Consider the following 24,815-nt stretch of genomic DNA (forward strand, 5'->3'; position numbering starts at 1 on the left):
CCTACTCGTCGTCAGGCGGATGGGCCCACACAGTCGTCCCGGCGTGCCCCGACGAGGAGCCCTAATCGGGTGAATCACCCGGGCGACCTGCGCCGACGCACGGAGCCGACCCCTCGAAAGTAGCGAGCCTCGACCGATCGGGCAACGACTGGGCAGGGCGCGTCGCGCGCCGTCGGCGCGGCGAGGGGCGCCCTGAGGTGACCGAAGTGGACCCTCAGGACGCCACGAGGCGCGCGACGAGCCCGTCGCGCACGGCCGTCGTCACCCCGCACGCGACGAGGTAGCCGTCCACGCTCCCGTGCTCGCGGGCGGCGAGCTCCCACGCGCCCTCGAGGTACTCCGGCTCCACCGTGAGGACCGGTGCCAGGGCGTCCGGGGACAGACCCGGGATGGGCGGCACGAGCGCGGCGAGGCCCCCCACGGCCGAGCGGCTCGCGAGGTACTCCGCCAGGCGGTCCTCCTCCCCGACGCCCGCGACGTACTGGGCCAGGGCGACCACCCATCCCGTGCGGTCCTTGCCCGCCGAGCAGTGCACGACCGCGGCGCCCTCCGACGACGCGACCTCGCCGAGCACGCGCCCGACCGTCGCGCGGATGCCCGGGTCCTGGACGAACGTCGCGTACACGCCGTGCATCATCCGGCGCGCGACCGCCGTCGGGTCGTCCGCCGCCAGCAGGCCCGCGATCAGCGCCGCGGGGTCGGCCGACGCTCCCCCGCCGTCGCCGCCCCCGGCCTGCAGGCCCCGCGCGGGATCCATGCCGCGGCGCAGCACCCGGACGCCGCCCGGCACCGCGTCCGCGCCGTCGCGCTCGAGCTCGTCGTCACCGCGCAGGTCCAGCACGGTCGTCACCCCCAGCTCGGAGAGCGCCGCCTGGCCCGCCGGGGTCAGGCGCGACAGGCTCGCCGTCCGCAGCAGCACGCCGGTGCGCAGGGGCTCGTCGTGACCGGCCGGGACCGCCCGGCCTCCGACGTCGCGCGCGTTCCACGTGCCCGGGACGTCCAGCCCGCCCGGCACCGCACCGCCGTCAAGTGCGGGGGCGGCGGCCGCCGCCTCCGTGGGCGTGCCGGAGGCGTTCGGGTCCGCGTCGCGGGAGGTGTCGTGGGAGGTCATGGGCGCAGTCTCGCACGGCACGACGGCGCCCAGCGCGCCCGGACCCTGGCCGATCACGCACCCCGAACGACGACGGGGCCGGCACCCGCAGGTGCCGGCCCCGTCGCCCGGGCGGGTGCCTCAGCCGCGCAGGGCCTGCGCGGCCTCGTCCGTGGCCGCGCGCGCCGCGGCGCGCAGGGCGTCGACGTCCGGCCCCGTGCGCAGGACGCCGCGCGAGGAGGACGCGAGCACCTGGCGGCGCGCGTCCCCGAACACGGCGGCGAGCTCGGCCGCTCCCGCGCCCTGCGCCCCCACGCCGGGGGCCAGGAGCGGGCCCTGCACCGCCGCGAGGTCCGTGCCGGTGCGGGCCGCGGCATCGGCGATGGTCGCGCCGACGACGAGGCCGACCGGGCCCAGCGCGTCGCCCGACTCCACGACGGGCGCGTTGACGCGCGCGGCCTCGCGCGCCACGTGCGCCGCCACCGACTCCACGTCGGCCCCGGCGCCGCGGCGCGCGTGCTGCACCTCGGCCCCCTCGGGGTTCGAGGTGAGGCAGAGCACGAACAGCCCGCGCCCGGTCTCCAGCGCGGCGTCCACCGCGGGCTGGAGCGAGCCGAAGCCGAGGTACGGCGAGACGGTCAGAGCATCCGCGGCGAGCGGGGAGCCGTCGCGCAGGTACGCGTCGGCGTACGCCGCCATCGTCGAGCCGATGTCGCCGCGCTTCGCGTCCATGACCGCGAGCGTGCCCGCCGCGCGGGCCGCCGCGAGGACCTCCTCGAGGGCCGCGACGCCGCGCGACCCGTGCCGCTCGAAGAACGCCGACTGCGGCTTCACCGCCGCCACGCGCCCCCCGACCGCCTCGACGACCCGCAGCCCGAACTCGCGCAGCCCGGAGGCGTCGTCGGCCAGGCCCCAGTCCGCGAGCAGTCCGGGGTGCGGGTCGATGCCCACGCACAGGGGACCGTGGTCGTCCAGGGCGGCCGCGAGACGCGCGCCGAATCCCGCGCTCACGCGCCGACCCGCTCGGCCGGGAGGACGACCCCCGCCGTCAGGCCCTCGCCCGCCATGTGCTCCTGGAGGCTCGCGACCGCGAACGGTCCCGCCAGGACCGCCTCGATGCCCTGCACCGCCGCGGCGAGCTGGTCGACCGTCGTCGCGATCGGCTTGTCGGCCGCCGTCGTCGCCGCGCGGATCTCGTAGCCGTCAGCCCGCGCGCCCTGCCCGGACGGGGTGTTGATGACCATGTCCACCTCGCCGGCGGTGATGAGGTCGACGATCGTGGGCTCGCCGTCGGCGCCGCGGCCCGCGGAGAACTTGCGCACGACCCGCGACGCGATGCCGTTGCGGCGCAGCACGCTCGACGTGCCGTCCGTCGCGAGGATCTCGAACCCGAGCTCCGCGAGGCGCTTGACCGGGAAGACGATCGAGCGCTTGTCACGGTCCGCGACGGAGACGAACACGCGGCCCGACGTCGGCAGCCCGCCGAACGCGGCGGCCTGCGACTTGGCGAACGCGTGCGGGAAGTCGCGGTCGAAGCCCATGACCTCGCCCGTGGAGCGCATCTCCGGGCCGAGCACCGTGTCCACGACCACCCCGTCCGCGGTGCGGAAGCGCTTGAACGGCAGGACCGCCTCCTTGACCGCGATCGGCGCGTCGAGCGGGAGGGTCCCGCCGTCGCCCTCGGCGGGCAGGACGCCCGCCGCACGCAGCTCGGCGATCGACTCGCCCGCCATGACGCGCGCCGCCGCCTTCGCGAGCGACGTTCCCGTCGCCTTGGAGACGAACGGCACCGTGCGCGACGCGCGCGGGTTGGCCTCCAGGACGTAGAGCACGTCGGAGACGAGCGCGTACTGCACGTTGAGCAGGCCGCGCACCCCGACGCCCTTCGCGATGGCCTCGGTCGAGCGGCGGATGCGCTCGATCTCCTGCTCCGAGAGCGACACGGGCGGCAGGACGCACGCCGAGTCGCCGGAGTGGATGCCGGCCTCCTCGATGTGCTCCATCACGCCGCCGAGGAACAGCTCGGTGCCGTCGTAGAGCGCGTCGACGTCGATCTCCATCGCGTCGTCGAGGAACCGGTCGATGAGCAGCGGCGCGGGCAGCGTGCCGACCGTGCGGTCCTCGGCGGCGGCCGCCGCGAGCGCGCGCTCGACGTAGCCCGTGAGCTGCTCGGCCGAGTACACGATCTCCATCCCGCGACCACCGAGCACGTAGGACGGGCGGACGAGCACCGGGTAGCCGATGCCGGCCGCGACGTCCGTGGCCTCCTCGAGCGAGCGCGCGGTGCCGAACGCCGGGGCGGGCAGGCCCGCCTCGACGAGCACGCGGCCGAACTCGCCGCGGTCCTCCGCGGCGTCGATGGCCTCGGGGCTCGTGCCGAGGATCGGCAGGCCCGCGTCCGCGAGGCGCTGCGCGAGCGCGAGCGGCGTCTGGCCGCCGAGCTGGACGATGATGCCCTTCACCGGTCCCGCGGCGAGCTCGGCCTGGTAGACCTCGAGCACGTCCTCGAACGTCAGCGGCTCGAAGTACAGCCGGTCGGACGTGTCGTAGTCGGTCGAGACCGTCTCCGGGTTGCAGTTGACCATGATCGTCTCGTAGCGCTCGCGCAGCGTGAGCGCCGCGTGCACGCACGAGTAGTCGAACTCGATGCCCTGGCCGATGCGGTTGGGGCCCGAGCCGAGGATGATCACGGCCTCGCGCTCGCGCGGGGCGACCTCGGTCTCGAGGTCGTAGGACGAGTAGTGGTACGGCGTGCGGGCCGCGAACTCGGCCGCGCACGTGTCGACCGTCTTGTAGACGGGGCGCACGCCGAGCGCGTAGCGGACCTCGCGCACGGTCGCCTCGCCCGCCGGGCCCATGCCGCGCAGGCGTGCGACCTGCGCGTCGGACAGGCCGTGCTTCTTCGCCTCGCGCAGCACGTCCTCGGTGAGCGCGGGCGCGTCGGCGACGGCCGCCGCGACCTCGTTGACCAGCTGGATCTGGTCGAGGTACCACGGGTCGATCTTCGTGGCCTCGAAGACCTGCTCGACGCTCGCGCCGGCGCGCAGCGCCTGCTGGACGCCGATGATGCGGTTCTCCGTGGGGCGCGCGATGCGCACGAGCAGCTCGTCGAGGTCCGCGCCGGAGACCGGCTCGCCGTCCCAGTGGAACACCGAGCCGCCCTTGTCGATCGAGCGCAGCGCCTTGCCGAGCGCCTCGGTGAAGTTGCGCCCGAGCGCCATCGCCTCGCCGACCGACTTCATGGTCGTCGTGAGCGTCGGGTCCGCGGCCGGGAACTTCTCGAACGCGAAGCGCGGCACCTTGACGACGACGTAGTCGAGCGTGGGCTCGAACGAGGCCGGGGTGACCTGCGTGATGTCGTTGGGGATCTCGTCGAGCGTGTAGCCGACGGCGAGCTTCGCGGCGATCTTGGCGATGGGGAACCCGGTCGCCTTGGACGCGAGCGCGGACGAGCGCGAGACGCGGGGGTTCATCTCGATGACGATGACGCGGCCCGTGTCCGGGTCGACGGCGAACTGGATGTTGCAGCCGCCCGTGTCGACGCCGACCTCGCGGATCACGGCGATGCCGATGTCGCGCAGCTTCTGGTACTCGCGGTCCGTGAGCGTCAGCGACGGCGCGACCGTGATCGAGTCGCCCGTGTGCACGCCGACGGGGTCGACGTTCTCGATCGAGCACACGACCACGACGTTGTCGTGCTTGTCGCGCATGAGCTCGAGCTCGTACTCCTTCCAGCCGAGGATCGACTCCTCGAGGAGCACCTCCGTCACCGGGGAATAGTGCAGGCCCTGCCCGACGATGCGGCGCAGCTCCTCCTCGTCGTACGCGAAGCCCGAGCCGAGGCCGCCCATCGTGAACGACGGGCGCACGACCATCGGGTAGCCGAGGTCGCCCGCGGCCGCGATCGCCTCGTCGACCGTGTGCACGATGACCGAGCGCGCCGACTCGCCGCCGCACTTCTCGACGACGTCCTTGAACTGCTGGCGGTCCTCGCCCTTCTGGATCGCCTCGATGTTCGCGCCGATGAGCTCGACCCCGTACTCGGCGAGGACGCCCGCCTCGTCGAGCGCGATCGCCGCGTTGAGCGCGGTCTGCCCGCCCAGGGTGGGCAGGAGCGCGTCGGGGCGCTCCTTGGCGATGATCGAGGTGAGCACCTCGGTCGTGATGGGCTCGACGTAGGTCGCGTCGGCGAACTCGGGGTCGGTCATGATCGTGGCCGGGTTCGAGTTCACGAGGACGACCCGCAGGCCCTCCTCCTTGAGCACGCGGCACGCCTGGGTGCCGGAGTAGTCGAACTCGCACGCCTGGCCGATGACGATCGGGCCGGACCCGATGACCAGGACGCTGGAGATGTCGGTTCTGCGAGGCACGGTCAGCTCTCCTTGGTGTTCTGGTCGGCGGCCTCGGAGCCCTGGGCGGCGCGACGGGACGCCATGAGCTCGACGAAGCGGTCGAAGAGGTACGCGGCGTCGTGGGGGCCGGCCGCGGCCTCGGGGTGGTACTGGACGGAGAAGGCGGGCAGGTCGAGGCACTCGAGCCCCTCGACCACCTGGTCGTTGAGCCCGACGTGGGACACGACGACGCGCCCGTAGCGGCCGCCGTCGTGCGGGGCGACGGACTCGCCGTCGAGCGGCGCGTCCACGGCGAACCCGTGGTTGTGCGCGGTGACCTCGACCTTGCCGGTGCGGCGGTCCATGACGGGCTGGTTGATGCCGCGGTGGCCGTACGCGAGCTTGTACGTGCCGTACCCGAGGGCGCGCCCGAGGATCTGGTTGCCGAAGCAGATCCCGAAGAACGGGGTGCCGCGGTCCAGGACGGCGCGCAGCAGCTCGACCTCGTGCGTCGCGGCGCCCGGGTCGCCGGGGCCGTTGGAGAAGAACACGCCGTCGGGCGCGTACGCCTCGAGGTCCTCGATTGTCGAGGCGGCGGGAACCACGTGCACGCGCACGCCGCGCTGGGCGAGGCGCTGCGGCGTCATGGACTTGATGCCGAGGTCGACGGCGACGACCGTCGCGACGGGCGCGCCGTCCGGCGTCGTGCCCTCGAAGGGCTCGACGACGTACGCCTCGTCGGTGCTCACCTCGCGCGCGAGGTCGGCGCCGGCCATCGCGGGCGCGGCCTGCACCTCGGCGACGAGGTCCTCGACGGTGCGCGGGTAGCCGTCGCGCACGAGCGCGTCGCCCGAGAAGATGCCGGCGCGCATCACGCCGAGCTCGCGCAGGTGGCGCGTCAGGGCGCGCGTGTCGACGTCGCTGATGCCGACGATCCCCTGCGCGGCGAGCTCCTCGTCCAGGGTGCGCTGCGCGCGCCAGCTCGAGGCCCGGCGAGCGGCGTCGCGCACGACGTACCCGGCGACCCAGATCTTGCCGGACTCCGGGTCCTCGTCGTTGACGCCCGTGTTCCCGATGTGGGGGGCCGTCATGACGACGATCTGGCGGTGGTAGGAGGGGTCGGTGAGCGTCTCCTGGTAGCCGGTCATGCCGGTGTTGAAGACGATCTCGCCGACCGTCGTGCCACGCGCGCCGTAGGCACGCCCGGTCTGCACGGTGCCGTCCTCGAGGACGATCAGGGCCCGGTCGGCGGGCGGTGCGGTGGCGGAGACCTGGGTGGTCGCTGTGTTCACTGAGGCGGTCACGGTGCTTCCTCGTCGTTCTCGTCGGTGCCGGGTGTCGCGCTCTCGCGCGTCGGCGCCGGGTCTGCGGGGTCTGCGGGGGCGGCGCTCGGCGCCCCGGGTCGTCGCTCGTGCATGTCGTCGGCGGCGTCTCGGTCGCGGTCGTCGTCGGCTCGACCCGCGAGACCCTGGACGGCCTCCAGGAGCCGTGCGACGTCGTGGTCGTGACGGGGCAGGAGGCCGGTGTCGAGCCGGACCTCAGGGTTCGTCGGAGCCTCGGGCGCGTCGGCAGGGACGGGCTCCGCAGGCACGGTCCACGTCACGACGACGATGGCCTCCTTGCCGACGAACTTGCCGGCCATGCCGGGCGTGAGGGCGGCGCCCCCGACCGCCGCGGCGGGCACCCAGACGTCCGGGGCGCCGTTGCGCGCGACGTGCAGGCCGCCGTCGTGCACGGTGACCTGGGCCTGGGACCGGTCGCCGAGCCCGTGGGCACCGACGCGGGCGAGCCAGTCGCCCGCGAGCGTGCTGGACACGTAGAGCGCGTCGAGCGGCCCGAGCACCACGGCTCCCCGCGCTGCCTCGGCGGGCGGCGCCGGCGGCGTCGGGACGACGCCGGCCGAACGCCGCACGAGGCGGCGGCGGCCGACGAGGACGAGCGTCAGGAGGACGACGCCGAGGACGACCCAGATGCCGACCGCGACGGGCTGGGGCAGGTTCACGCCCGCACCCCCTGCGTGCCGGCGCCCACCGGGACGGGCGTGCCGTCGAGCACCGTGGCGCGCCCGCGCAGGAACGTCGCGACGACCGCGCCGGGCAGCTCGCGGCCCTGGAACGGCGTGTTGGTGCTCGCCGTGAACTGGCCCGCGCCGTCGACGACGCGCCGCGCGGCCGGGTCGACGAGCGTGACGTTCGCGGGCTCGCCGACCTCGAGCGGGCGCCCCTGGGCGCGCTCGCCGGTGTTGATGCGGCCGATGCGCGCGGGCGCGCTCGACAGCACGCGCGCGACGTCGACCCACGTCAGGCGACCCGTGTCGACCATGGTCTGCTGCACGACGCTCAGCGCCGTCTCCAGGCCGGTCATGCCGAACGCGGCCGCGGCCCACTCGCAGTCCTTGTCCTCGCGGGCATGGGGCGCGTGGTCGGTCGCGACGATGTCGATCGTGCCGTCCGCGAGGCCCTCGCGCACCGCCTCGACGTCCGCGGCGGTGCGCAGCGGCGGGTTGACCTTGAAGGTCGGGTCGTAGCCGCGCGCGAGGTCGTCGGTGAGGACGAGGTGGTGGGGCGTGACCTCGGCGGTCACGTCGATGCCGCGGCCCTTGGCCCAGCGCACGATCTCGACCGAGCCCGCGGTCGAGAGGTGGCACACGTGCAGGCGCGACCCGACGTGCTCGGCCAGGAGCACGTCGCGCGCGATGATCGCCTCCTCGGCGACCGCGGGCCAGCCCGCGAGGCCGAGCTCGGCCGAGACGACGCCCTCGTTCATCTGGGCGCCCTCGGTGAGGCGCGGCTCCTGCGCGTGCTGGGCGACGACGCCGTCGAACGCCTTGACGTACTCGAGGGCCCGGCGCATGAGGATCGGGTCGTCGACGCACTTGCCGTCGTCGGAGAACACGCGCACGCGCGCCGCCGAGTCGGCCATGGCCCCGAGCTCGGCGAGCTGCTGGCCCGCGAGACCGACGGAGACCGCCCCGACCGGGTGCACGTCGACCCAGCCGGCGTCGCGCCCGAGGCGCCACACCTGCTCGACGACACCGGCCGTGTCCGCGACGGGCGTCGTGTTGGCCATGGCGTGGACGGCCGTGAAACCGCCCGCCGCGGCGGCGCGCGTGCCGGACTCGATCGTCTCGGCGTCCTCGCGGCCGGGCTCGCGCAGGTGGGTGTGCAGGTCGACCAGGCCGGGGAGCGCCACGAGGCCGGTCGCGTCGACGACGACGGTCTCGCCGTCCCCGGACCCGGTACGCGCGGCGCCGACCGGCGCGATCTCGGCGATGACGCCGCCGGAGAGGACGAGGTCGACGGGTTCGCCGCCCAGCGGGCGCGCGCCGCGCAGGACGTACGTGGTGGTTGCGGCGCTGCTCACGAGGCGGGGACCCTTTCGACGGCGGGGACGGGCTGGGCGGGCGACAGCGGCGCGGCAGCCGCCGGGGCGGCGTCGGTCTCGTCGCTGCCCGCGAGGAGGAGGTAGAGCACGGCCATGCGCACGGCGACGCCGTTCGCGACCTGCTCGACGATGACGGCGCGCGGCGAGTCCGCCGCCTGCGCGGAGATCTCGAGCCCGCGGTTCATCGGGCCGGGGTGCATGACGATCGCGTGCTCGGCGAGGAGGCCGAGCCGCCGCGCGTCGAGCCCGTACTTGCGGCTGTACTCGAGCGGGTTGGGGAAGAACGCTCCCCCGCCCGCACCCGAGCCGCTCATGCGCTCGCGCTGCACGCGCAGCATCATCACGGCGTCGGGGCCGCCGTGCGCGGTGTCGCCCGCGAGGGCCGCGTCGAGGTCGTAGGAGACCTCGCACGGCCACGTCTGGACGCCGACCGGCAGGAGCGTGGGCGGCGCGACGAGCGTCACGCGCGCGCCGAGCGTGTGCAGCAGGTGCACGTTCGAGCGCGCGACGCGCGAGTGCAGCACGTCGCCGACGATCGCCACGTGCCGCCCGTCGAGGCCTGCGCCGCGCGCGGCCGCGTCGTCCGGCCCGCTCGCGCCGGGGGCGGTGAGCCCCGTCCCGGAGAGGTGGCGGCGCAGCGTGTACGCGTCGAGCAGCGCCTGGGTGGGGTGCTGGTGGGTGCCGTCGCCGGCGTTGAGGACCGCGGCGTCGAGCCAGCCCGCGTGGGCGAGCAGGTGCGGGGCCCCGGACGCCTGGTGCCGCACGACGACCGCGTCCGCGCCCATGGCCTGGAGCGTGAGGGCGGTGTCCTTGAGCGACTCGCCCTTGGACACGCTCGAGCCCTTGGCGGAGAAGTTGATGACGTCCGCCGACAAGCGCTTGGCGGCCGTCTCGAAGGAGATGCGGGTACGCGTCGAGTCCTCGTAGAAGAGGTTGACGACCGTGCGGCCGCGCAGCGTGGGGAGCTTCTTGATCTCGCGTGCCTGCGTCGCGGCCATCTGCGCGGCCGTGTCGAGGATGCGCACGGCGTCGGTGCGCGCAAGATCCTGGGTGGACAGCAGGTGCCTCATGCGCGGGCCTCCGTCCCGCCGGCGGCGGAGCGGATGACGACCGCGTCCGCCGGGGCGTCCGCGTCCGCGGGCACGCCGTCGACCTCGGCGAGGCGCACGCTGACGCGCTCGGACGTCGAGGTCGGCAGGTTCTTGCCCACGAAGTCGGGGCGGATCGGCAGCTCGCGGTGGCCGCGGTCGACGAGCGCGGCGAGCTGCACGGCGCGCGGGCGGCCGAGGTCGCTGATCGCGTCGAGCGCGGCGCGGATGGTGCGCCCGGAGTACAGGACGTCGTCGACGAGGACTACGACCTTGCCGTCGATGCCCGACGCGGGCAGGCGCGTCGCACCGATGGTGCGCGTCGGGTGCCGGTGGAGGTCGTCGCGGTACATCGTCACGTCGAGCTCGCCGACGATCGCGTGGGGGTCAGGTGCGCCGTCGGCGGGCGACCCCTCGATCGCAGCGAGGCGCTCGGCGAGCCGCGTCGCGAGCGGGACGCCGCGCGTCGGGATCCCGAGGAGGACGAGGTCGTGGGCCCCCTTGTTGCGCTCCACGATCTCGTGGGCGATGCGCGTCAGCGCGCGGGAGATGTCGGCGGCCGTCAGGACGACGGTCCCGGCCTCGGGCGTCGTCTCAGGGGTCGATGGGGATGGTGTGGGCACAGCAGCGCCAGAGCTCATGTCCGGCGACCTCCTTCCCCGCCTCACGGGACGGGCCTTAAAGGATGTCTGACGGTCACCCACCCTACCGCCGCGCATCACGGCGGCGGGTACGCGTCCCGCCGGATAAGACGCGGCGTCGGTCACACCCGTGACCGACGCCGCGTCGAGGGGTCGTGCCGGCCCGCTGCGGGGCCGTGGAGCGCTCAGGCCGTGATCGTCGGCTTCATCTCGACGATGCGTGCGAGCAGCCCGTTGACGAACGACGGCGAGTCGTCGGTCGACAGGGAGCGCGCGAGGTCGACGGCCTCGTCGATCGCGACGACGTCCGGGACGTCGTCGTTGAAGAGGATCTCCCACCCGCCGATGCGCAGCAGGGCCCGGTCGACCGCCGGCATCCGCTCGAGCGTCCACCCGTGGGAGTACGTCTCGATCAGCTCGTCGATGCGGTCGCGGTGCGCGAGCACGCCCTCGACGATGTCGACCGCGTACTGCGGCAGGGCGGTCTGCGCGGTGCCGGGGTCGGCGACGCGCTCCGCGAGGAGGGTCGTCGGGTCCACCTGACGCTGCTCCGCCTCGAAGAGGACGTCGAGCGCGCGCTTGCGCGCCTTGGTGCGTGCGGCCATGGTGATCGGCTGTCTCTCGTTGCTCTCGGCGGCTCTGCGGGTACCTGGTCAGTCGTTCACGCGGCCGAGGTACGAGCCGTCGCGCGTGTCGACCTTGACCTTGGTGCCCTGCTCGAGGAAGAGCGGGACCTGGATCTGCGCGCCCGTCTCGAGCGTCGCCGGCTTGGTGCCGCCCGTGGAGCGGTCACCCTGGAGGCCCGGCTCGGTGTACGTGATCTCGAGGACGACCGAGGCCGGGAGCTCGATGTAGAGCGGCTGACCGTCGTTGGACGCGATGAGCACGTTCTGGTTCTCGAGCATGTAGTCCTTGGCGTCGCCCACGATCTCGGGCGAGACCGTGATCTGGTCGTACGTCGAGGTGTCCATGAACACGTAGTCCGCGCCGTCCTGGTACAGGTACTGGAAGTCGCGGCGGTCGACGTTGGCCGTCTCGATCTTGAGGCCGGCGTTGAACGTCTTGTCGATCGTCTTGCCCGTCATGACGTTCTTGATCTTGGTGCGGACGAACGCGCCACCCTTGCCGGGCTTGACGTGCTGGAACTCGATCACGGTCCACAGCTGGCCGTCGAGTCGCAGCACGGTGCCGTTCTTGATGTCGTTGGTGGTCGCCACGTTCGTCTTCCTGTCGGAGGGTCTACGGGCTCCGCGGCACCGGGCGACGCGAGTCGACCGGGCGCACGAGGGCGGAGCGGGAAATGGGCCTTGACGATCTTACCGGAGCGTCCTACCCCAGCGCGACGAGGACGGCGTTCGCCGCGACGCCGACCGTAGCCGCCCAGCACATCGAGGCGAGGGTCCCGATGACGAAGCGCTCGGACGCGACGGGGTGCTCGCGCAGCTCCGGGTAGCGTCCCAGGCCCTTGATCGCGACGACGAAGGCGATCCCGCCGGGCTCGCCGGCGAGCAGGCAGCCGGTGATCGCGAACCGCTCGAGGATCCCGATCCACGTGCCGCCGCGCAGCGCCTTCACGGCCTCGGTGCCGATGGGCCCGGTCGCGGGGGGCGGTGGCGGGGGGACGGGGACCGCGGCCGGGTCCGTCGCAGCAGCCCGAGCCCTCGTGCGCCCCGCACGACCGGAGCCCGCACGGGCCGGGTCGCCAGAACGAGCCGCGGCACGCAGCACCCACTGCGTCACGGGCCCTCCGCCGAGCACGCTCGCGGCGAGCGCGACGACCCACACCAGCACGACCAGCACGACCGACACCGGGTCCGTCATCTTCCGCCCTCCCGCAGATCCTCCGCCGGCTCACGCCGACGGCTCGCCCCGAGCTCGTCCAGCAGCCTCGCCACCACGGGCCGCACCGCCGCCTCCTCGGGCCACAGCGCGACGCGCAGCCGCTGGCTGACCGCCTGCTCGGACACCCCGAGCGCTCGGGCCACATCCTTCTGGGTACCGCCCACACGCGCGAGCGTGTCGACCGCCTCCCACCCCGGCGCGGTCCGCCGGTCCACGACCGCGGCGAGCAGGCGCAGGAGCGCCTCGACCTCGGCGGCGCGCGACGGCGGCTCGCCGCGGACGGCGACGGGCGCCGTGGCCGCGCGCGACTTGGCCTGCTCGACCGCCTCGCGCGCCCGCACGAACGCCTCCCCCGACGCCTCGCGCGAGACCGCGGGCAGCGGCTCGTCGACGGCTCCCGCGCCGACCCCGACGCTCCAGCCGCCGTCGCGCAGCAGGTCCAGCACGACCTCGACCACGGTGCCGGCGTCGTCGAGCACGCCCTGCACCTCGTCGCCCACCGTCCGGTCGAACGGGACCACGAGCCCGGGCCGGTCGGCCAGGAGCACCTCGAGGCGCGCGAGCACCTCGGGCACGCGGTCGCGGTGACCGGTGCTCCCCCGCTGGTCGACGGTGAGGACGAACATGCGATCCAGGCTAATCCCTTGAGAGGGGCATATCAAGCATGAGGACTTGATGAAAGGCGATCAAGGGTGCGGCGGCGGCGTGCGCAGACGACCGGTCAGCCGCGCAGTCGAGCCGCGAGCGCCTCGAGCGCGAGCCGGTACGAGTCGAACCCGAACCCCGCGATCGTGCCGGTCGCGACCGCCCCGACCACGGAGTGGCTGCGGAACGCCTCGCGCGCCGCGGGGTTGCTCAGGTGCACCTCGACGAGGAGGAGGCCGGAGGTCGTGACCTGCGCCGCGGCGTCGCGCACCGCGTAGGAGTAGTGGGTGAACGCGGCCGGGTTGAGCACCACGTGGGCGCGGGCGTCGACGGCCTCGTGGAGCCAGCCCACGAGCTCGGACTCGTCGTCGGTCTGCCGCACGTCGACCGTGAGGTCGAGCGCGCCGCCCCACGCGAGGGCGGACTCCTGGAGGTCGGCCATCGAGGCGGAGCCGTAGATCTCCGGCTCGCGCACACCGAGCCGGCCGAGGTTGGGTCCGTTGAGGACCAGCACGCGTTCCATGGCGCCCGAGCCTAGCGGCGCCGCCTCCGTCCGTGCCGCGCGGGCTCTCCCCGTGACCGGAACCACGGGGTGGGTACGGCTCGACGCGCGTCGGGCGTCGCCGTCGTGCACGCTGGCCGGGTGAGCCTCTCCGCCGTCCTCCGCGCCCGCCGGGTCTGGCATGTGCCCACCGAGGGGCGGCAGCCGCTCGGGCTCCCGGTGCGGCGCCCGGGCGGCATCGCCGGCGTCAGCGGGCTCGTCGACCGCGCCGCCCGGGGGCCGGCGTGAGCGCCCCGACGAGCCACGCCGGCAGCGGCTACCTGGAGGCGCCGTTCGTCGCGCTCGCGCACCGCGGGTTCTCGCGCGAGGGCCTGGAGAACTCGATGGCGGCGTTCGCCGCCGCTCGCGACCTCGGGCTGCGGTACGTCGAGACGGACGCCCACGCGACGTCGGACGGCGTGGCCGTCGCGCTCCACGACGCGTCGCTGGACCGCACGACGGACGCGCACGGGCTCGTGGCCGACCTCCCGTGGCGCACCGTGCGCGCGGCGCGGATCGGCGGGACGGAGCGGGTGCCGTCGCTCGAGGACGTGCTGGGCACGTGGCCGGACCTGCGGGTGAACGTCGACGTGAAGTCGGCGGCGGCCGCCGAACCGGTCGCGCGGGCGATCGAGCGCACGCGCGCGCACGACCGCGTGTGCGTCGCGTCGTTCGCGGCGTCGCGCCGGGAGGCGACGGTGGCACGGCTGTCGCGCCCTGTGACGGTCTCGGGCGCGCGCGGGGCGGTGGTCGGCATGCTCCTCGCCGGCCGTGCGCGGGCCGACGCGCTGGCCCGCCGCGCGGCCCGGTCGGTGGACTGCCTGCAGGTCCCCGTGCGCGGGGGCTGGGTGCGCGTCGTCGACTCGGGGTTCGTCCGGGCCGCGCACCGGGCGGGTGTCGCGGTGCACGCGTGGACGGTGAACGACCGCGCGACGATGCACGGGCTGCTCGACCTCGGGGTCGACGGGATCGTCACCGACCGCGCCGACCTGCTGCGCGACGTGCTCCGCGCGCGGGGGCTGTGGACGTGACCGGACCGGCCCGCGCCGACCGGGGCGCGGACGCAGCGCGTCAGAGCGCGACGGGGCCGCGTCCCACCGGGGCGTCGGCCGCGATCTCGGCGTAGGCCGCCGCGAGGAGCGTCGGGTCCGGGCCCTCGAGGCGGGTGGGCCGCGCGACGTCGTCGAGCACGACGAACCGCAGGAGGTCGCCGCGCGACTTCTTGTCGCGCCGCATGGCGGACAGGAGCTGCTCCCAGCGGTCGCCGCGGTACGTGAGCGGCAGGCCGAGCGAGCCGAGGATCGCGCGGTGCCGCTCGACGACGGCGTCGTCGAGCTTCCCGGCGAGGCGCGACAGCTCGGCCGCGAACACCATGCCGACGGACACGGCCGCGCCGTGGCGCCACTGGTAGCGCTCCGTGAGCTCGACCGCGTGGCCCAGCGTGTGCCCGTAGTTGAGGATCTCGCGCAGGCCCGCCTCTTTGAGGTCCTCCCCCACGACGCGTGCCTTGACCGCGATCGAGCGCTCCACGAGCTCGGCGACGACGGCCCAGGTCTCGTCCGTCGTCGGGCGGGTGCCCCACGCGGCGAGCGCGTCCGCGTGCTCCTCGACGAGCTCGAGGATGCGCTCGTCGGCGATGAAGCCCGTCTTCACGACCTCCGCCATGCCGGCGACGAAGTCCCAGCGCCCGAGAGACTCGAGCGCTGCGAGGTCGCACAGCACGCCCGCGGGCGGGTGGAAGGACCCGACGAGGTTCTTGCCCTCGGCGGTGTTGATGCCCGTCTTGCCGCCGACAGCCGCGTCGACCATCGCGAGCAGCGTCGTCGGCACGTGAACCACGCGGATGCCGCGCAGCCAGGTGGCCGCGACGAACCCGCCCAGGTCGGTCGTCGCGCCGCCGCCGACCGTGACGACCGCGTCCGTGCGCGTGAAGTCCAGCTGGCCGAGCACGCCCCACAGGAACGCCGCGACCTGCGCGGTCTTGGCCTCCTCGGCGTCGGGGACCTCCGCGACGTACGCCTCGTAGCCCGACGCCTTGAGGTCCTCGTGGACGACCTCGGCCGTCGCGGCGAGGGCCGCGGGGTGGACCACGAGCACGCGGCGCACCCGGTCGCCGAGCATGGTGGGGAGCTCGCCGAGCAGGTGCCGGCCCACGACGACGTCGTAGGGCTGGTCCCCGGCGACCCGCACGCGCGTCGGCGCGGGGCGCTCGTCGGTCGGCCCGGCGACGGGCTCGGTGTCCGGGGCGGGGGTCGTGTCGCTCACGCGTTCTCCTGTTCGGCCGGGGTGTCGGCGGGGGCGGGCGCCGCGGCACGGTCCGCCGCGCTGTCCGCGAGGTGTGCCCGGATCTCCTGGGCGACCTGTGCGGGCGTGCGCGCGTCGGTGACGACGTGCAGCGTCGCGACCCGCTCGTAGACGGGACGCCGCGCCTCCATGAGCGCGGCCCACCGTGCCCGCGGGTTGCCCAGCAGGAGCGGGCGCGACTGGTTGAGCCCGACCCGCGGCGCCGCGTGCGCGAGGCTCACGTCGAGGAACACGACGGCGCCGCCCGCCGCGACGTAGGCCGCGAGGGCGGTCTGGGTGTGCTCGTCGAGGACGGCGCCGCCGCCTAGGGCGAGCACGCCGTCGTGGGTGGCGAGCGCCGTCGTCACGGCCTCGCGCTCGAGCTCGCGGAAGTGCGGCTCGCCGTGGTCGACGAAGATGTCGGCGACCGGCTTGCCCGCCGCGGTCTCGACGTCGGAGTCGGTGTCGCGCTGCGCGAGACCCAGCAGGTCGGCGAGGTGCCGCGAGACCGTCGACTTGCCGCTGCCGGGCGGGCCGACGAGGACGACGACCGGGCGCGTGCCCGGGGGGACGGGCGTCATCAGCGCTGGAGCTCCGGGATCGCGGCGAGGTAGGCCTCGGCGTTGCGGCGGACCTCCGCGACGGAGTCGCCGCCGAACTTCTCGAGTGCCTGCTCCGCGAGCACGAGCGCGACCATCGCCTCGGCGACGACCGCCGCCGGCGGGACGGCGCACACGTCGGAGCGCTGGTGCTGGGCCTTGGCGACCTCGCCCGTCACGACGTCGACCGTCGCGAGCGCGCGCGGCACCGTCGAGATCGGCTTCATCGCGGCGCGCACACGCACGACCTCGCCGTTCGACATCCCGCCCTCGACGCCGCCGGCCCGGTTGCTCAGGCGGTGGATGCGCCCGTCGGTCCCGCGCTCGATCTCGTCGTGCGCGGCGGACCCGCGGCGGCGCGCGGTACGGAAGCCATCGCCGACCTCGACACCCTTGATGGCCTGGATGCCCATGAGCACGGCGGCGAGCCGCGCGTCCAGGCGCCGGTCGCTCTGCGCGTAGGTGCCGAGGCCCGAGGGGACGCCGTAGGCGAGCACCTCGACCACGCCGCCGAGCGTGTCGCCCGCCTTCTGGCACTCGTCGATCTCGGCGACCATCGCCGCGGACGTCGCGGCGTCGAAGCAGCGCACCGGGTCGGCGTCGAGCGCGGCGACGTCGTCGGGCCCGGGCACCGCGGCGTCCTCGGGCACCTCGACGGGGCCGATGCCCACGACGTGCGACACGAGCCGGACGCCGAGCGCCTGCTCGAGGAACTTCGCCGCAGCGGCGCCGAGGGCGACGCGTGTCGCCGTCTCGCGCGCCGACGCCCGCTCCAGCACGGGCCGGGCGTCGTCGAACCCGTACTTGCGCATGCCCACGAGGTCGGCGTGGCCGGGGCGCGGGCGCGTGAGGGGCCGGTTGCGCGCGATCTCGCGCACGTCGCCCGTGCCGGCGTCGACCTGGAGAGCCTCGGGCGGCACCGGGTCCGCGGACATGACGTCGACCCACTTGGGCCACTCGGAGTTCGCGATCTCGAGCGCGAGCGGACCGCCCTGGGTCACGCCGTGGCGTAGCCCGCCCAGGACGCGCAGCACGTCCTGCTCGAACTTCTGGCGCGAGCCGCGCCCGTACCCGAGGCGACGGCGCGCGAGCGCGGCCTTCACGTCGTCCGTCGTGAGCTCGACGCCCGCGGGCAGCCCGTCGAGGATCCCGACCAGCGCCTCACCGTGCGACTCACCCGATGTCAACCAACGCAGCATGATCGCCATCCTCCCATGTCGGCGAACACGTCCCGGCGGGCGCCCGCAGTGCGGACCGGCGGGTTGTGGACGACGGCGGCGCGCGCGGGGCGGGAGCGCTACGGTGCCGCACATGGTCCAGCAGGGGGACGGGACGAGGACGAAAGGCACGCCGGCTCGGGGCGCCACACCGGTGGCGGTCGAGCGGGGAGAAGCCGACGACGAGCGCCGCTGGGGGCGACGCCGGGGCGACGACCTGGTCCGCGAGCTCCGGCTCTCCGGGACGCTCGGAGCCGCCCTCGCGGTGGTCGCCGCGGCCGGCACGGCCTGGTGGTCGGGTGCGTCGTGGGCCACGCCGGCCCTCGTGCTCGTGGCCGCGGCGGGAGCGCTCGTCGCCGTGGTCGACTCGCGCACGCACCGGCTGCCCGACGTGATCGTCCTGCCGACGTGGTTTGGAGCCGTGCTCCTGCTCGGCGTCGCCGCGGTCGGCACCGGTGACGGCGCCGCCCTCGGCCGCGCCCTCGCCGGCGGCTTCCTGGGCTTCGGTGCGTACGCCGCGCTGCGGATCGCGTACCCGCCAGGCCTCGGCTTCGGCGACGTGAAGCTCGCCGGGATGCTCGGCACGCCGCTCGCCTGGCTCGGGTGGGGCGAGCTCGTCGCCGGTCTCGTCCTGCCGTTCGTGCTCGGCGGCGTGTGGGCGCTCGCGCTCGTCGTCACGCGGCGCGCGCGCCGTGACACCGCGGTCCCCTTCGGCCCGTTCATGGTCGCCGCGGCGGGGATCGCCGCCGTGCTCGGCGACGCGGCGCTCCGGGCGTACGCGATCGCCTGACAGCGGCGTCCGGCCCGCGGTCCTGACCGACGGTCTCCGACCGGCCGTCAGGCCGCGACGCCGAGGGCAGCCTCGAGCGCCTGGTCCATCGCGGCGAGCGGGGCGACCTTGCCCGTCATGAGGCGCACCTGCTCGGCCGCCTGGTGCAGGAGCATGCGCTCGCCGCCCACGACGGTGCCGCCCGCGGTGGCCCACGCCGCAGAGAGCGCCGTGGGCCGGGGGTCGTAGACGACGTCGAGCAGCACGCCCGTCGCGCGCGCGGCCGCCTGCGCCAGCGCGTCGCCCACCGGATCGGCCGCGCGCGACGGAAGGGTCGCGACGACCGCGTCGGCCTGGCCGAGGCGGGCCACGAGCGCGGGCGTCGACGGGTCGAGGATCTCGAAACGCGGCTCGACGCCCATGCGGTGCGCCGCACGCTGGAGCGTGCCGGTGCGCCCGAGCGAGCGCACCAGGACCGTCGGCGCGGTGCAGCCGAGCTCGGCGAGGGCGGCCAGCGTGGACGCGGCGGTCGCCCCCGCTCCGAGCACGACGGCCGTCCGCGCGTCCCGCTCCCCCAGGCCTTCCCGGAGCGCGGCGACGAGCCCGTGCACGTCGGTGTTCGTCCCGACGAACGTCGGCCGCCGGCCGCCCGTGGGCTGCACGACGAGCGTGTTCACGGCGCCGACGACGTTCGCGAGCGGGTCGACGTGGTCGAGCAGCGGGATCACCGCGTGCTTGAGCGGCATGGTCAGGCTGAGGCCCGCCCACGACGCGTCGAGACCGTTGACCAGCGCCGGGAGCTGCTCCTCGGTCGTGTCGATCGCCTCGTACGTCCAGCCGTCGAGACCGAGCGCCTCGTACGCGGCGCGGTGGAGCACCGGGGACAGCGAGTGGGCGACGGGGTGACCGAGGACGGCCGCCCGTCGCGGCGCACGCCTCGCGCTCACCCGCCGTTCTCCGCGATCCACTGCCGGTACTCCTGCTTGAACTGCTCGAACTCCGCGTACTTGTCCGTGAACTTCGTCTCGCCGGTCTCCAGGTTGACCGTGACGTACCAGAGCCACGGGCCGGCGGGGGCGTTCATGACCGCCTCCACGCTCTCGCGGCTGGGGCTCCCGATCGGGGTCGGGGGCAGGCCCTGGTGGACGCGCGACGCGTAGGGCAGGTCGGGGTTCTGGAACTCTTCGGTCGTGATCTCGTTCGCCGGCTTGCCGAGCCCGTAGACGTCGATCGCGTCCATGCCGAGCGGCATGCCGTCCGCGACACGGTTGTAGATCACGCGCGCGACCATCCCACGCTGCTCCGCGTTCTTGCCCTCCCACTCGACGATCGACGCCATCGTGAGCACCTCCTGGAAGCGCTCCGGAGGGACACCGAGGTCGGCGAGCTCGCTCGTGGTCTGGCTGACCATGCCCTGGATGATGCCCGTGGCGTTGACGTCTCCCGGCTCGAGGACGTACGTCGTGGGGTACAGCCAGCCCTCGTAGTTGCCGTTCGCCTCCGCGGGCAGGCCAGTGGCCGCGGTGTCGGCCATCGCGGCCTCGAAGTCGGCGACGGGGATGTCCGTCACTGAGGACGCCTTCTCGAGGATCTGCTTGACCGTGTAGCCCTCGGGGATCGTGATCTTCGTCTCGACGCGCGAGTCGTTCGCCACGAGGCGCGCGACGGCGTCCTTGGCCGGCATGCCGAGGAGCAGGGTGTGGGTGCCCGGCTGGATCTTCCCCGCGTTCGGGTTCTCCTCGAACGCCTTGGCGAACGCCGCCGAGCTGGCGACGACGCCCGCCTCGGTGAGCACCGCGCCCATGTCGCGGCCGGTCGAGCCCGGCTCGATCGTGACGTCGACGGGGTCGGTTCCCGGGCCCTCGTAGTCCTTGGCCTCGAGCGGGTTGTCGAACCCGAAGAGGTCGGAGGCGTTGTTGAGCAGCAGGTACCCCGCGCCACCCACCACGAGGAGAGAGACGAGCAGCACCACGAGGGCGCGACGACGCCGGCGCTGGCGTCGCTTCTTCGCCGCCCGGCGGGCGCGCTGCTCCGAGCGCGACGAGCGCGCGGGCTGCTGCTCGCCCTGGACGGCGGGCCGTTCGAACAGGTCGGTCACGGTCGGTGGTCTCCTGTCGGGTCTACAGGTTCTCCGGCGCGCACCCCCGCGCCCCGCTCGGCGTCGAGAGCGGATTGCAGAATGATAACGGCGGCGGCCTGGTCGACGACGCTGCGGTGCTTCTTGCCGGCGCGCCCCGACGCGTGCAGCGCCTGGTGGGCGCTGACGGTCGACATCCGCTCGTCGACGAGGTGCACCGGCACCGGTGCGACGACGCGTGCCACCAGCCCAGCGTACGCCCGCGCACCCTGGGCGGCGGCACCCTCGCTCCCGGAGAGGTGACGAGGGAGACCCACGTAGACCACGCGGGCCCCGCGCTCCTCGGCCTCGGCCGCGATCCGCGCGATGTCCGAAGGGACGGCAGCGCCGGTGCGCGTGTCGCGCGCGAGCGTCTCGACCGGGGTCGCCACGAGCCCGTCGGGGTCGCTCGCCGCGAGCCCGACACGCACGCTGCCGACGTCGACGGCGAGGCGCGCCCCCCGAGCGAGGGGGGCACGCTCGTCGTCACCGGGCAGCGGAGGGACGCCCGTCACGCGGCGACCGCGGCGCCGTCACGCACGCCCTGGAGGGCGGCCGGCAGCGCGGACGCGTCCGTGCCGCCGCCCTGGGCCATGTCGTCCTTGCCGCCGCCACCGCCGCCCAGCGTCTGGGCGGCGGCCTTGGCGAGCACGCCGGCACGCAGGCCCGCGGCACGGGCCGACGCGTTGGTCACGACGACCACCTGCGGGCGGCCCTTCGCGACGCCGCCGACGGCGACGACAGCGGGCTCGGACTCGCCGAGGCGGCCGCGCACGTCGAGCGCGAGAGCGCGGAGGTCGTCCGCGGAGGCGACCTCGCCGGCATCGTGCACGACGACGCGCGTGCCGCCCGCGAGCTCCGCGCCCGCGGCGAGCGTGCCGGCCACCGCGAGGAGCTGCGACTGCCGGAGCTGCGCGAGCTCCTTCTCCGCGTCGCGCAGGCGCGACACGAGCGCGCCCACGCGGTCCGGCAGCTCCTCGGTCCGCACGTTGAGCAGGCCGGTGAGCTGGCCCACGAGCGCGTGCTCCTTGGCCTGGAACCCGTACGCGCCGTCGCCGACGAGCGCGTCGACGCGGCGCACGCCCGAGCCGATCGACGACTCGCCGAGCAGCGTCACGAGGCCGAGCTGGCCCGTCTGCTGCACGTGCGTCCCGGCGCACAGCTCGCGCGACCAGTCGCCACCGATCGACACCACGCGCACGACGTCGCCGTACTTCTCGCCGAACAGCGCCATGGCGCCGAGCGCCCGCGCCTCGGTGATCGGCATGAGCTGGTCCGTGACCTCGAGGTTCTCCTGGAGCTGGGTGTTGACCCGCTCCTCGATCTCCGACAGCGCGCCCGCGGGCACGGCCGACGAGCGACGGAAGTCGAACCGGATCCGGCTCGGCGCGTTCTCCGAACCGGCCTGGGTCGACTCCTTGCCGAGCGACTCCTGGAGCGCCTTGTGGATCATGTGGGTCGCCGAGTGAGCACGGCTGATCGCCTTGCGGCGGTCGCGGTCGATCGTCGCGGTGCCCGGGTCGCCGAGCGCCGCGGTCCCCTCGACGAGACGGCCGCGGTGCACGGACAGGCCCTTGATCGGGCGCTGGACGTCGTCGACCTCGATGGTCGCGCCGCCGTCGAGCACGATCGTGCCGTGGTCGGCGAGCTGGCCGCCGGCCTCCGCGTAGAACGGCGTGCGGTCGAGCACGACCTCGACGTCGGCGGGCGCGGTCGCGGCGGGCGCGGGCACGCCGTCGACGAGCAGCCCGGCCACGCGCACGGCGGCCGAGGACTCCGTGTACCCGAGGAACTCCACCGGCGCCGAGAGCTCGCCCGCGAGCGACTCGTAGGCGGCGGTGTCCACGCCGCCCGAGCGCTTGGCGAGCGCGTCGGCGCGGGCGCGCTGGCGCTGCTCGGTCATGAGCGCGCGGAACGCCTTCTCGTCGACCTGGACGCCCTGCTCGGCGGCCATCTCGAGCGTGAGGTCGATCGGGAAGCCGTAGGTGTCGTGCAGCGCGAACGCCTGGTCGCCCCCGAGCACCGGCACCCCGCCGGTCCCCGCAGCCGTCTTGGCCCTCGACACGGCCGTGTCGAGGATCGTCGTCCCCGAGGTGAGGGTGCGGCGGAACGCGTCCTCCTCGGTGTAGGCGACGGTCGAGATGCGCTCGAAGTCGGTCGCGACCTCCGGGTACGACGGCGCCATGGCGTCGCGGCTCACCGGGAGCAGCGCCGGCATCGCGCGGTCCTCCACGCCCAGCAGGCGCATCGCGCGCACGGAGCGGCGCAGCAGGCGGCGCAGCACGTAGCCGCGGCCCTCGTTCGACGGGCGCACGCCGTCGCTCATGATCATGAGCGCCGAGCGGACGTGGTCGGCCACCACGCGCATGCGCACGTCGTCCTCCCGGTTCGCGCCGTAGCGCCGGCCCGAGAGCGCCTCGGCGGCCGCGATGACGGGGAAGACCTCGTCGATCTCGTAGAGGTTGTCCTTGCCCTGGAGCAGGTACGCGACCCGCTCCAGGCCCATGCCCGTGTCGATGTTCTTGCGCGCGAGCTCCGAGACGATCCGGAACTCCTCCTTCGACCTCACGTCGTCGATCGCGTACTGCATGAACACGAGGTTCCAGATCTCGAGGTAGCGGTCCTCGTCGACGACGGGGCCACCCTCCTGACCGAACTCCGGGCCGCGGTCGATGTAGATCTCGGAGCACGGGCCGGCGGGGCCGGGCTGGCCCGTGGACCAATAGTTGTCCTTCTTGCCGCGCGCCTGGATGCGCTCGTCGGGCAGGCCGGCGATGCGCTTCCAGAGCTGCCGCGCCTCGTCGTCGTCGTGGTAGACGGTCACCCAGACCGTCTCCGGGTCGAACCCGTACTTGCCCTCCTCGCGCGAGCCCGTGACGAGGTCCCAGGCGTAGGTGATCGCGCCTTCCTTGAAGTAGTCCCCGAAGGAGAAGTTGCCGTTCATCTGGAAGAACGTGCCGTGACGGGTCGTCTTGCCGACCTCGTCGATGTCGAGCGTGCGCACGCACTTCTGGACGCTGGTCGCACGGTCCCACGGCGGGGTCTGCTCGCCCGTCATGTACGGGATGAACGGGACCATGCCCGCGATGGTGAAGAGCGTGGACGGGTCCGGGGAGACGAGCGACGCCGAGGGCACGACGGTGTGGTCGCGGTCGGCGAAGTAGTCGAGCCAGCGCTTGCGGATCTCGGCGGTGCGCATGATGTCCTTCGGGGCAGTCGGTGGGTCGTGCGGGGTGCGTGCTGTGGGTCGGGGCGGCCTGGCCGCGTCCTAGAAGGAGTAACCGAGGAGGTCCTCGACGTCGTCCGTGTCGTCGAACGGGCTGGGGTCTCCCGCGGCCGGGCGCGTGTGGCGGCCGGCCGCGCGGCGCGCTCGGACGACGTCCGGGTCCTCCTGGCCCTCGGCGAGGAGCGCCGCCATGAGCTCCTGCTCGCGCGCGTCGCGCGCGAGCGTGAACTCGGTGCGGAAGTCGCGGGCGATCTCCACGACCTTCTCGCCCAGGCCGTTGACCTGCTCCGTCGCCTGGTCCACGAGCGACGCGGGCGCGTACCGAGCGAGGATCTTCTTGCCGCGGACGACGACCACGACCGTGATCGCGACCCCGACGCCGATCCAGAAGACGCGGCGCATCAGCGCGACCCCCCGGCAGGTCCGGCGCCGTCCGACGAGCGGCGACCGCCGAACGAGCGGGCGGCGGCCTGGCGCACGCCGTAGGTGAACGCGGCGACCTTGACCAGCGGGGCGCCGAACGTCGCGGCGTACAGCCCCGTGAGCGCCGAGACGTTCTCGCTCACCTGGGCCGCCGACGTCGTGATCGTGTCGACCTTGACGAGCTGGCTGTTGGTCGTGGCGACGGTCGTCGCGGCCTCGTCGAGGATCGGGACCGAGTGGTCCGTGACCTCCTTGATGCTCGCGCGCGCCTCGTCCAGCACGCGGCCGAGCTTGAGGAGCGGCACCGCGAGCAGCCCGACGAGCAGCACGAACGCGATGGCTGCGATGAGGCCGGCCACGTCTCCCAGGGACATTCTTCCTCCAGTGCCAGTCACGGTGCCTTGTGCACGGACGTCGCGCGTGGTGCGCGGGACGGTCCACCTCGTCGCGGGGTCCTCGCGGACGTCCCCACGACTCCGCGAAACACTACCCGCACCAGGGCGGGGACCGCCGTCGGGCACGACACGACGACGGCGTCGCTGCGGTGCGGCGTGCGCACACGTCCGGACGCACGAACGCCTCGCTCGCCGACGAAGCGGTGAGCGAGGCGTCCGGAGCGA

25 protein-coding genes are annotated in these 24,815 nt (G+C 74.4%); 3 read left to right on the forward strand and 22 right to left on the reverse strand.

What is annotated here, in order from left to right; all coding sequences use genetic code 11:
- Window positions 1–214: 214 nt before the first annotated feature.
- From ACFVN3_RS09745 to ACFVN3_RS09805, 13 genes are all read right to left on the reverse strand, one after another.
- Window positions 215–1,111: a tyrosine-protein phosphatase gene (locus ACFVN3_RS09745; protein WP_378232607.1), complete on the reverse strand. Its 897-nt coding sequence runs from the start codon at window positions 1,109–1,111 to the stop codon at window positions 215–217.
- Window positions 1,112–1,231: 120 nt separating this feature from the next.
- On the reverse strand, window positions 1,232–2,101 hold the full coding sequence (pyrF, locus tag ACFVN3_RS09750) for an orotidine-5'-phosphate decarboxylase (protein WP_378232608.1): 870 nt from the start codon (window positions 2,099–2,101) through the stop codon (window positions 1,232–1,234).
- Window positions 2,098–5,460 (reverse strand): carbamoyl-phosphate synthase large subunit, encoded by a 3,363-nt coding sequence (gene carB / locus ACFVN3_RS09755; protein ID WP_378232610.1) that lies wholly within the window; start codon window positions 5,458–5,460, stop codon window positions 2,098–2,100. The genes pyrF and carB overlap by 4 nt, the downstream gene beginning before the upstream one ends.
- Window positions 5,461–5,462: 2 nt before the next feature.
- Window positions 5,463–6,725 (reverse strand): glutamine-hydrolyzing carbamoyl-phosphate synthase small subunit, encoded by a 1,263-nt coding sequence (carA, locus tag ACFVN3_RS09760; RefSeq protein ID WP_378232611.1) that lies wholly within the window; start codon window positions 6,723–6,725, stop codon window positions 5,463–5,465.
- The gene (locus ACFVN3_RS09765; protein ID WP_378232612.1) at window positions 6,722–7,423 is read right to left on the reverse strand and encodes a hypothetical protein; all 702 of its coding nucleotides are present in this window, start codon (window positions 7,421–7,423) and stop codon (window positions 6,722–6,724) included. Before ACFVN3_RS09765 ends, carA begins: the two co-directional genes overlap by 4 nt.
- Window positions 7,420–8,784: a dihydroorotase gene (locus ACFVN3_RS09770; RefSeq protein ID WP_378232613.1), complete on the reverse strand. Its 1,365-nt coding sequence runs from the start codon at window positions 8,782–8,784 to the stop codon at window positions 7,420–7,422. The genes ACFVN3_RS09765 and ACFVN3_RS09770 overlap by 4 nt, the downstream gene beginning before the upstream one ends.
- On the reverse strand, window positions 8,781–9,875 hold the full coding sequence (locus ACFVN3_RS09775) for an aspartate carbamoyltransferase catalytic subunit (RefSeq protein WP_378232614.1): 1,095 nt from the start codon (window positions 9,873–9,875) through the stop codon (window positions 8,781–8,783). Before ACFVN3_RS09775 ends, ACFVN3_RS09770 begins: the two co-directional genes overlap by 4 nt.
- Window positions 9,872–10,534, reverse strand: coding sequence for a bifunctional pyr operon transcriptional regulator/uracil phosphoribosyltransferase PyrR (pyrR, locus tag ACFVN3_RS09780; RefSeq protein WP_378232616.1), 663 nt, complete (start codon window positions 10,532–10,534; stop codon window positions 9,872–9,874). The genes ACFVN3_RS09775 and pyrR overlap by 4 nt, the downstream gene beginning before the upstream one ends.
- Before the next feature lie 185 nt (window positions 10,535–10,719).
- A complete protein-coding gene (gene nusB / locus ACFVN3_RS09785) occupies window positions 10,720–11,139 on the reverse strand; it encodes a transcription antitermination factor NusB (RefSeq protein ID WP_087472016.1) in 420 nt (139 codons plus the stop codon).
- 48 nt (window positions 11,140–11,187) lie between these two features.
- Window positions 11,188–11,751: an elongation factor P gene (gene efp, locus ACFVN3_RS09790; protein ID WP_047234234.1), complete on the reverse strand. Its 564-nt coding sequence runs from the start codon at window positions 11,749–11,751 to the stop codon at window positions 11,188–11,190.
- A 112-nt stretch (window positions 11,752–11,863) separates the two neighbouring features.
- Window positions 11,864–12,355: a hypothetical protein gene (locus tag ACFVN3_RS09795; RefSeq protein ID WP_378232618.1), complete on the reverse strand. Its 492-nt coding sequence runs from the start codon at window positions 12,353–12,355 to the stop codon at window positions 11,864–11,866.
- Window positions 12,352–13,002 carry a hypothetical protein gene (locus tag ACFVN3_RS09800; RefSeq protein ID WP_378232619.1) on the reverse strand — a complete coding sequence of 217 codons (651 nt, stop codon included), beginning with the start codon at window positions 13,000–13,002 and terminating at the stop codon, window positions 12,352–12,354. The genes ACFVN3_RS09795 and ACFVN3_RS09800 overlap by 4 nt, the downstream gene beginning before the upstream one ends.
- A gap of 95 nt (window positions 13,003–13,097) precedes the next feature.
- Window positions 13,098–13,544, reverse strand: coding sequence for a type II 3-dehydroquinate dehydratase (locus ACFVN3_RS09805; protein WP_154798741.1), 447 nt, complete (start codon window positions 13,542–13,544; stop codon window positions 13,098–13,100).
- 120 nt (window positions 13,545–13,664) lie between these two features.
- Between ACFVN3_RS09805 and ACFVN3_RS09810 the strand changes: the two genes are divergently transcribed.
- Both ACFVN3_RS09810 and ACFVN3_RS09815 read left to right on the forward strand, forming a co-directional pair.
- Window positions 13,665–13,811, forward strand: a complete 147-nt coding sequence (locus tag ACFVN3_RS09810; RefSeq protein WP_378232620.1) for a hypothetical protein — start codon at window positions 13,665–13,667, stop codon at window positions 13,809–13,811.
- Window positions 13,808–14,593 (forward strand): glycerophosphodiester phosphodiesterase family protein, encoded by a 786-nt coding sequence (locus ACFVN3_RS09815; protein WP_378232622.1) that lies wholly within the window; start codon window positions 13,808–13,810, stop codon window positions 14,591–14,593. The genes ACFVN3_RS09810 and ACFVN3_RS09815 overlap by 4 nt, the downstream gene beginning before the upstream one ends.
- 40 nt (window positions 14,594–14,633) lie before the next feature.
- On the opposite strand, the gene aroB is transcribed toward ACFVN3_RS09815, so the two are convergent.
- The 3 genes from aroB to aroC all read right to left on the reverse strand — a co-directional run bounded on the left by aroB (window position 14,634) and on the right by aroC (window position 17,643).
- A complete protein-coding gene (aroB, locus tag ACFVN3_RS09820; protein WP_378232787.1) occupies window positions 14,634–15,752 on the reverse strand; it encodes a 3-dehydroquinate synthase in 1,119 nt (372 codons plus the stop codon).
- 71 nt (window positions 15,753–15,823) lie between these two features.
- Window positions 15,824–16,426 (reverse strand): shikimate kinase, encoded by a 603-nt coding sequence (locus ACFVN3_RS09825; RefSeq protein WP_378232623.1) that lies wholly within the window; start codon window positions 16,424–16,426, stop codon window positions 15,824–15,826.
- A complete protein-coding gene (gene aroC / locus ACFVN3_RS09830) occupies window positions 16,426–17,643 on the reverse strand; it encodes a chorismate synthase (RefSeq protein ID WP_087472947.1) in 1,218 nt (405 codons plus the stop codon). Before aroC ends, ACFVN3_RS09825 begins: the two co-directional genes overlap by 1 nt.
- 112 nt (window positions 17,644–17,755) lie before the next feature.
- On the opposite strand from aroC, the gene ACFVN3_RS09835 reads away from it, so the two are divergent.
- Entirely contained in the window at window positions 17,756–18,451 is a 696-nt protein-coding gene (locus tag ACFVN3_RS09835; RefSeq protein ID WP_378232624.1) for a prepilin peptidase, read from the forward strand.
- 47 nt (window positions 18,452–18,498) lie between these two features.
- Here the strand turns inward: ACFVN3_RS09835 and ACFVN3_RS09840 are convergent, their stop codons facing one another.
- The 6 genes from ACFVN3_RS09840 to ACFVN3_RS09865 form a co-directional block, all read right to left on the reverse strand.
- Window positions 18,499–19,377, reverse strand: coding sequence for a shikimate dehydrogenase (locus tag ACFVN3_RS09840; protein ID WP_378232625.1), 879 nt, complete (start codon window positions 19,375–19,377; stop codon window positions 18,499–18,501).
- Entirely contained in the window at window positions 19,374–20,528 is a 1,155-nt protein-coding gene (gene mltG / locus ACFVN3_RS09845; protein WP_378232626.1) for an endolytic transglycosylase MltG, read from the reverse strand. The genes ACFVN3_RS09840 and mltG overlap by 4 nt, the downstream gene beginning before the upstream one ends.
- Window positions 20,525–21,061 carry a Holliday junction resolvase RuvX gene (gene ruvX, locus ACFVN3_RS09850; RefSeq protein WP_378232627.1) on the reverse strand — a complete coding sequence of 179 codons (537 nt, stop codon included), beginning with the start codon at window positions 21,059–21,061 and terminating at the stop codon, window positions 20,525–20,527. Before ruvX ends, mltG begins: the two co-directional genes overlap by 4 nt.
- Complete coding sequence (gene alaS / locus ACFVN3_RS09855) at window positions 21,058–23,745, reverse strand: alanine--tRNA ligase (protein ID WP_378232628.1); 2,688 nt, start codon at window positions 23,743–23,745, stop codon at window positions 21,058–21,060. Before alaS ends, ruvX begins: the two co-directional genes overlap by 4 nt.
- A 69-nt stretch (window positions 23,746–23,814) precedes the next feature.
- Window positions 23,815–24,174 carry a hypothetical protein gene (locus tag ACFVN3_RS09860; RefSeq protein WP_253049333.1) on the reverse strand — a complete coding sequence of 120 codons (360 nt, stop codon included), beginning with the start codon at window positions 24,172–24,174 and terminating at the stop codon, window positions 23,815–23,817.
- Window positions 24,174–24,569 carry a DUF948 domain-containing protein gene (locus ACFVN3_RS09865; protein ID WP_378232630.1) on the reverse strand — a complete coding sequence of 132 codons (396 nt, stop codon included), beginning with the start codon at window positions 24,567–24,569 and terminating at the stop codon, window positions 24,174–24,176. The genes ACFVN3_RS09860 and ACFVN3_RS09865 overlap by 1 nt, the downstream gene beginning before the upstream one ends.
- Window positions 24,570–24,815: the final 246 nt, after the last annotated feature.

It is taken from the genome of Cellulosimicrobium sp. NPDC057862 (genome assembly GCF_042797035.1).
Lineage (GTDB): Bacteria > Actinomycetota > Actinomycetes > Actinomycetales > Cellulomonadaceae > Cellulosimicrobium.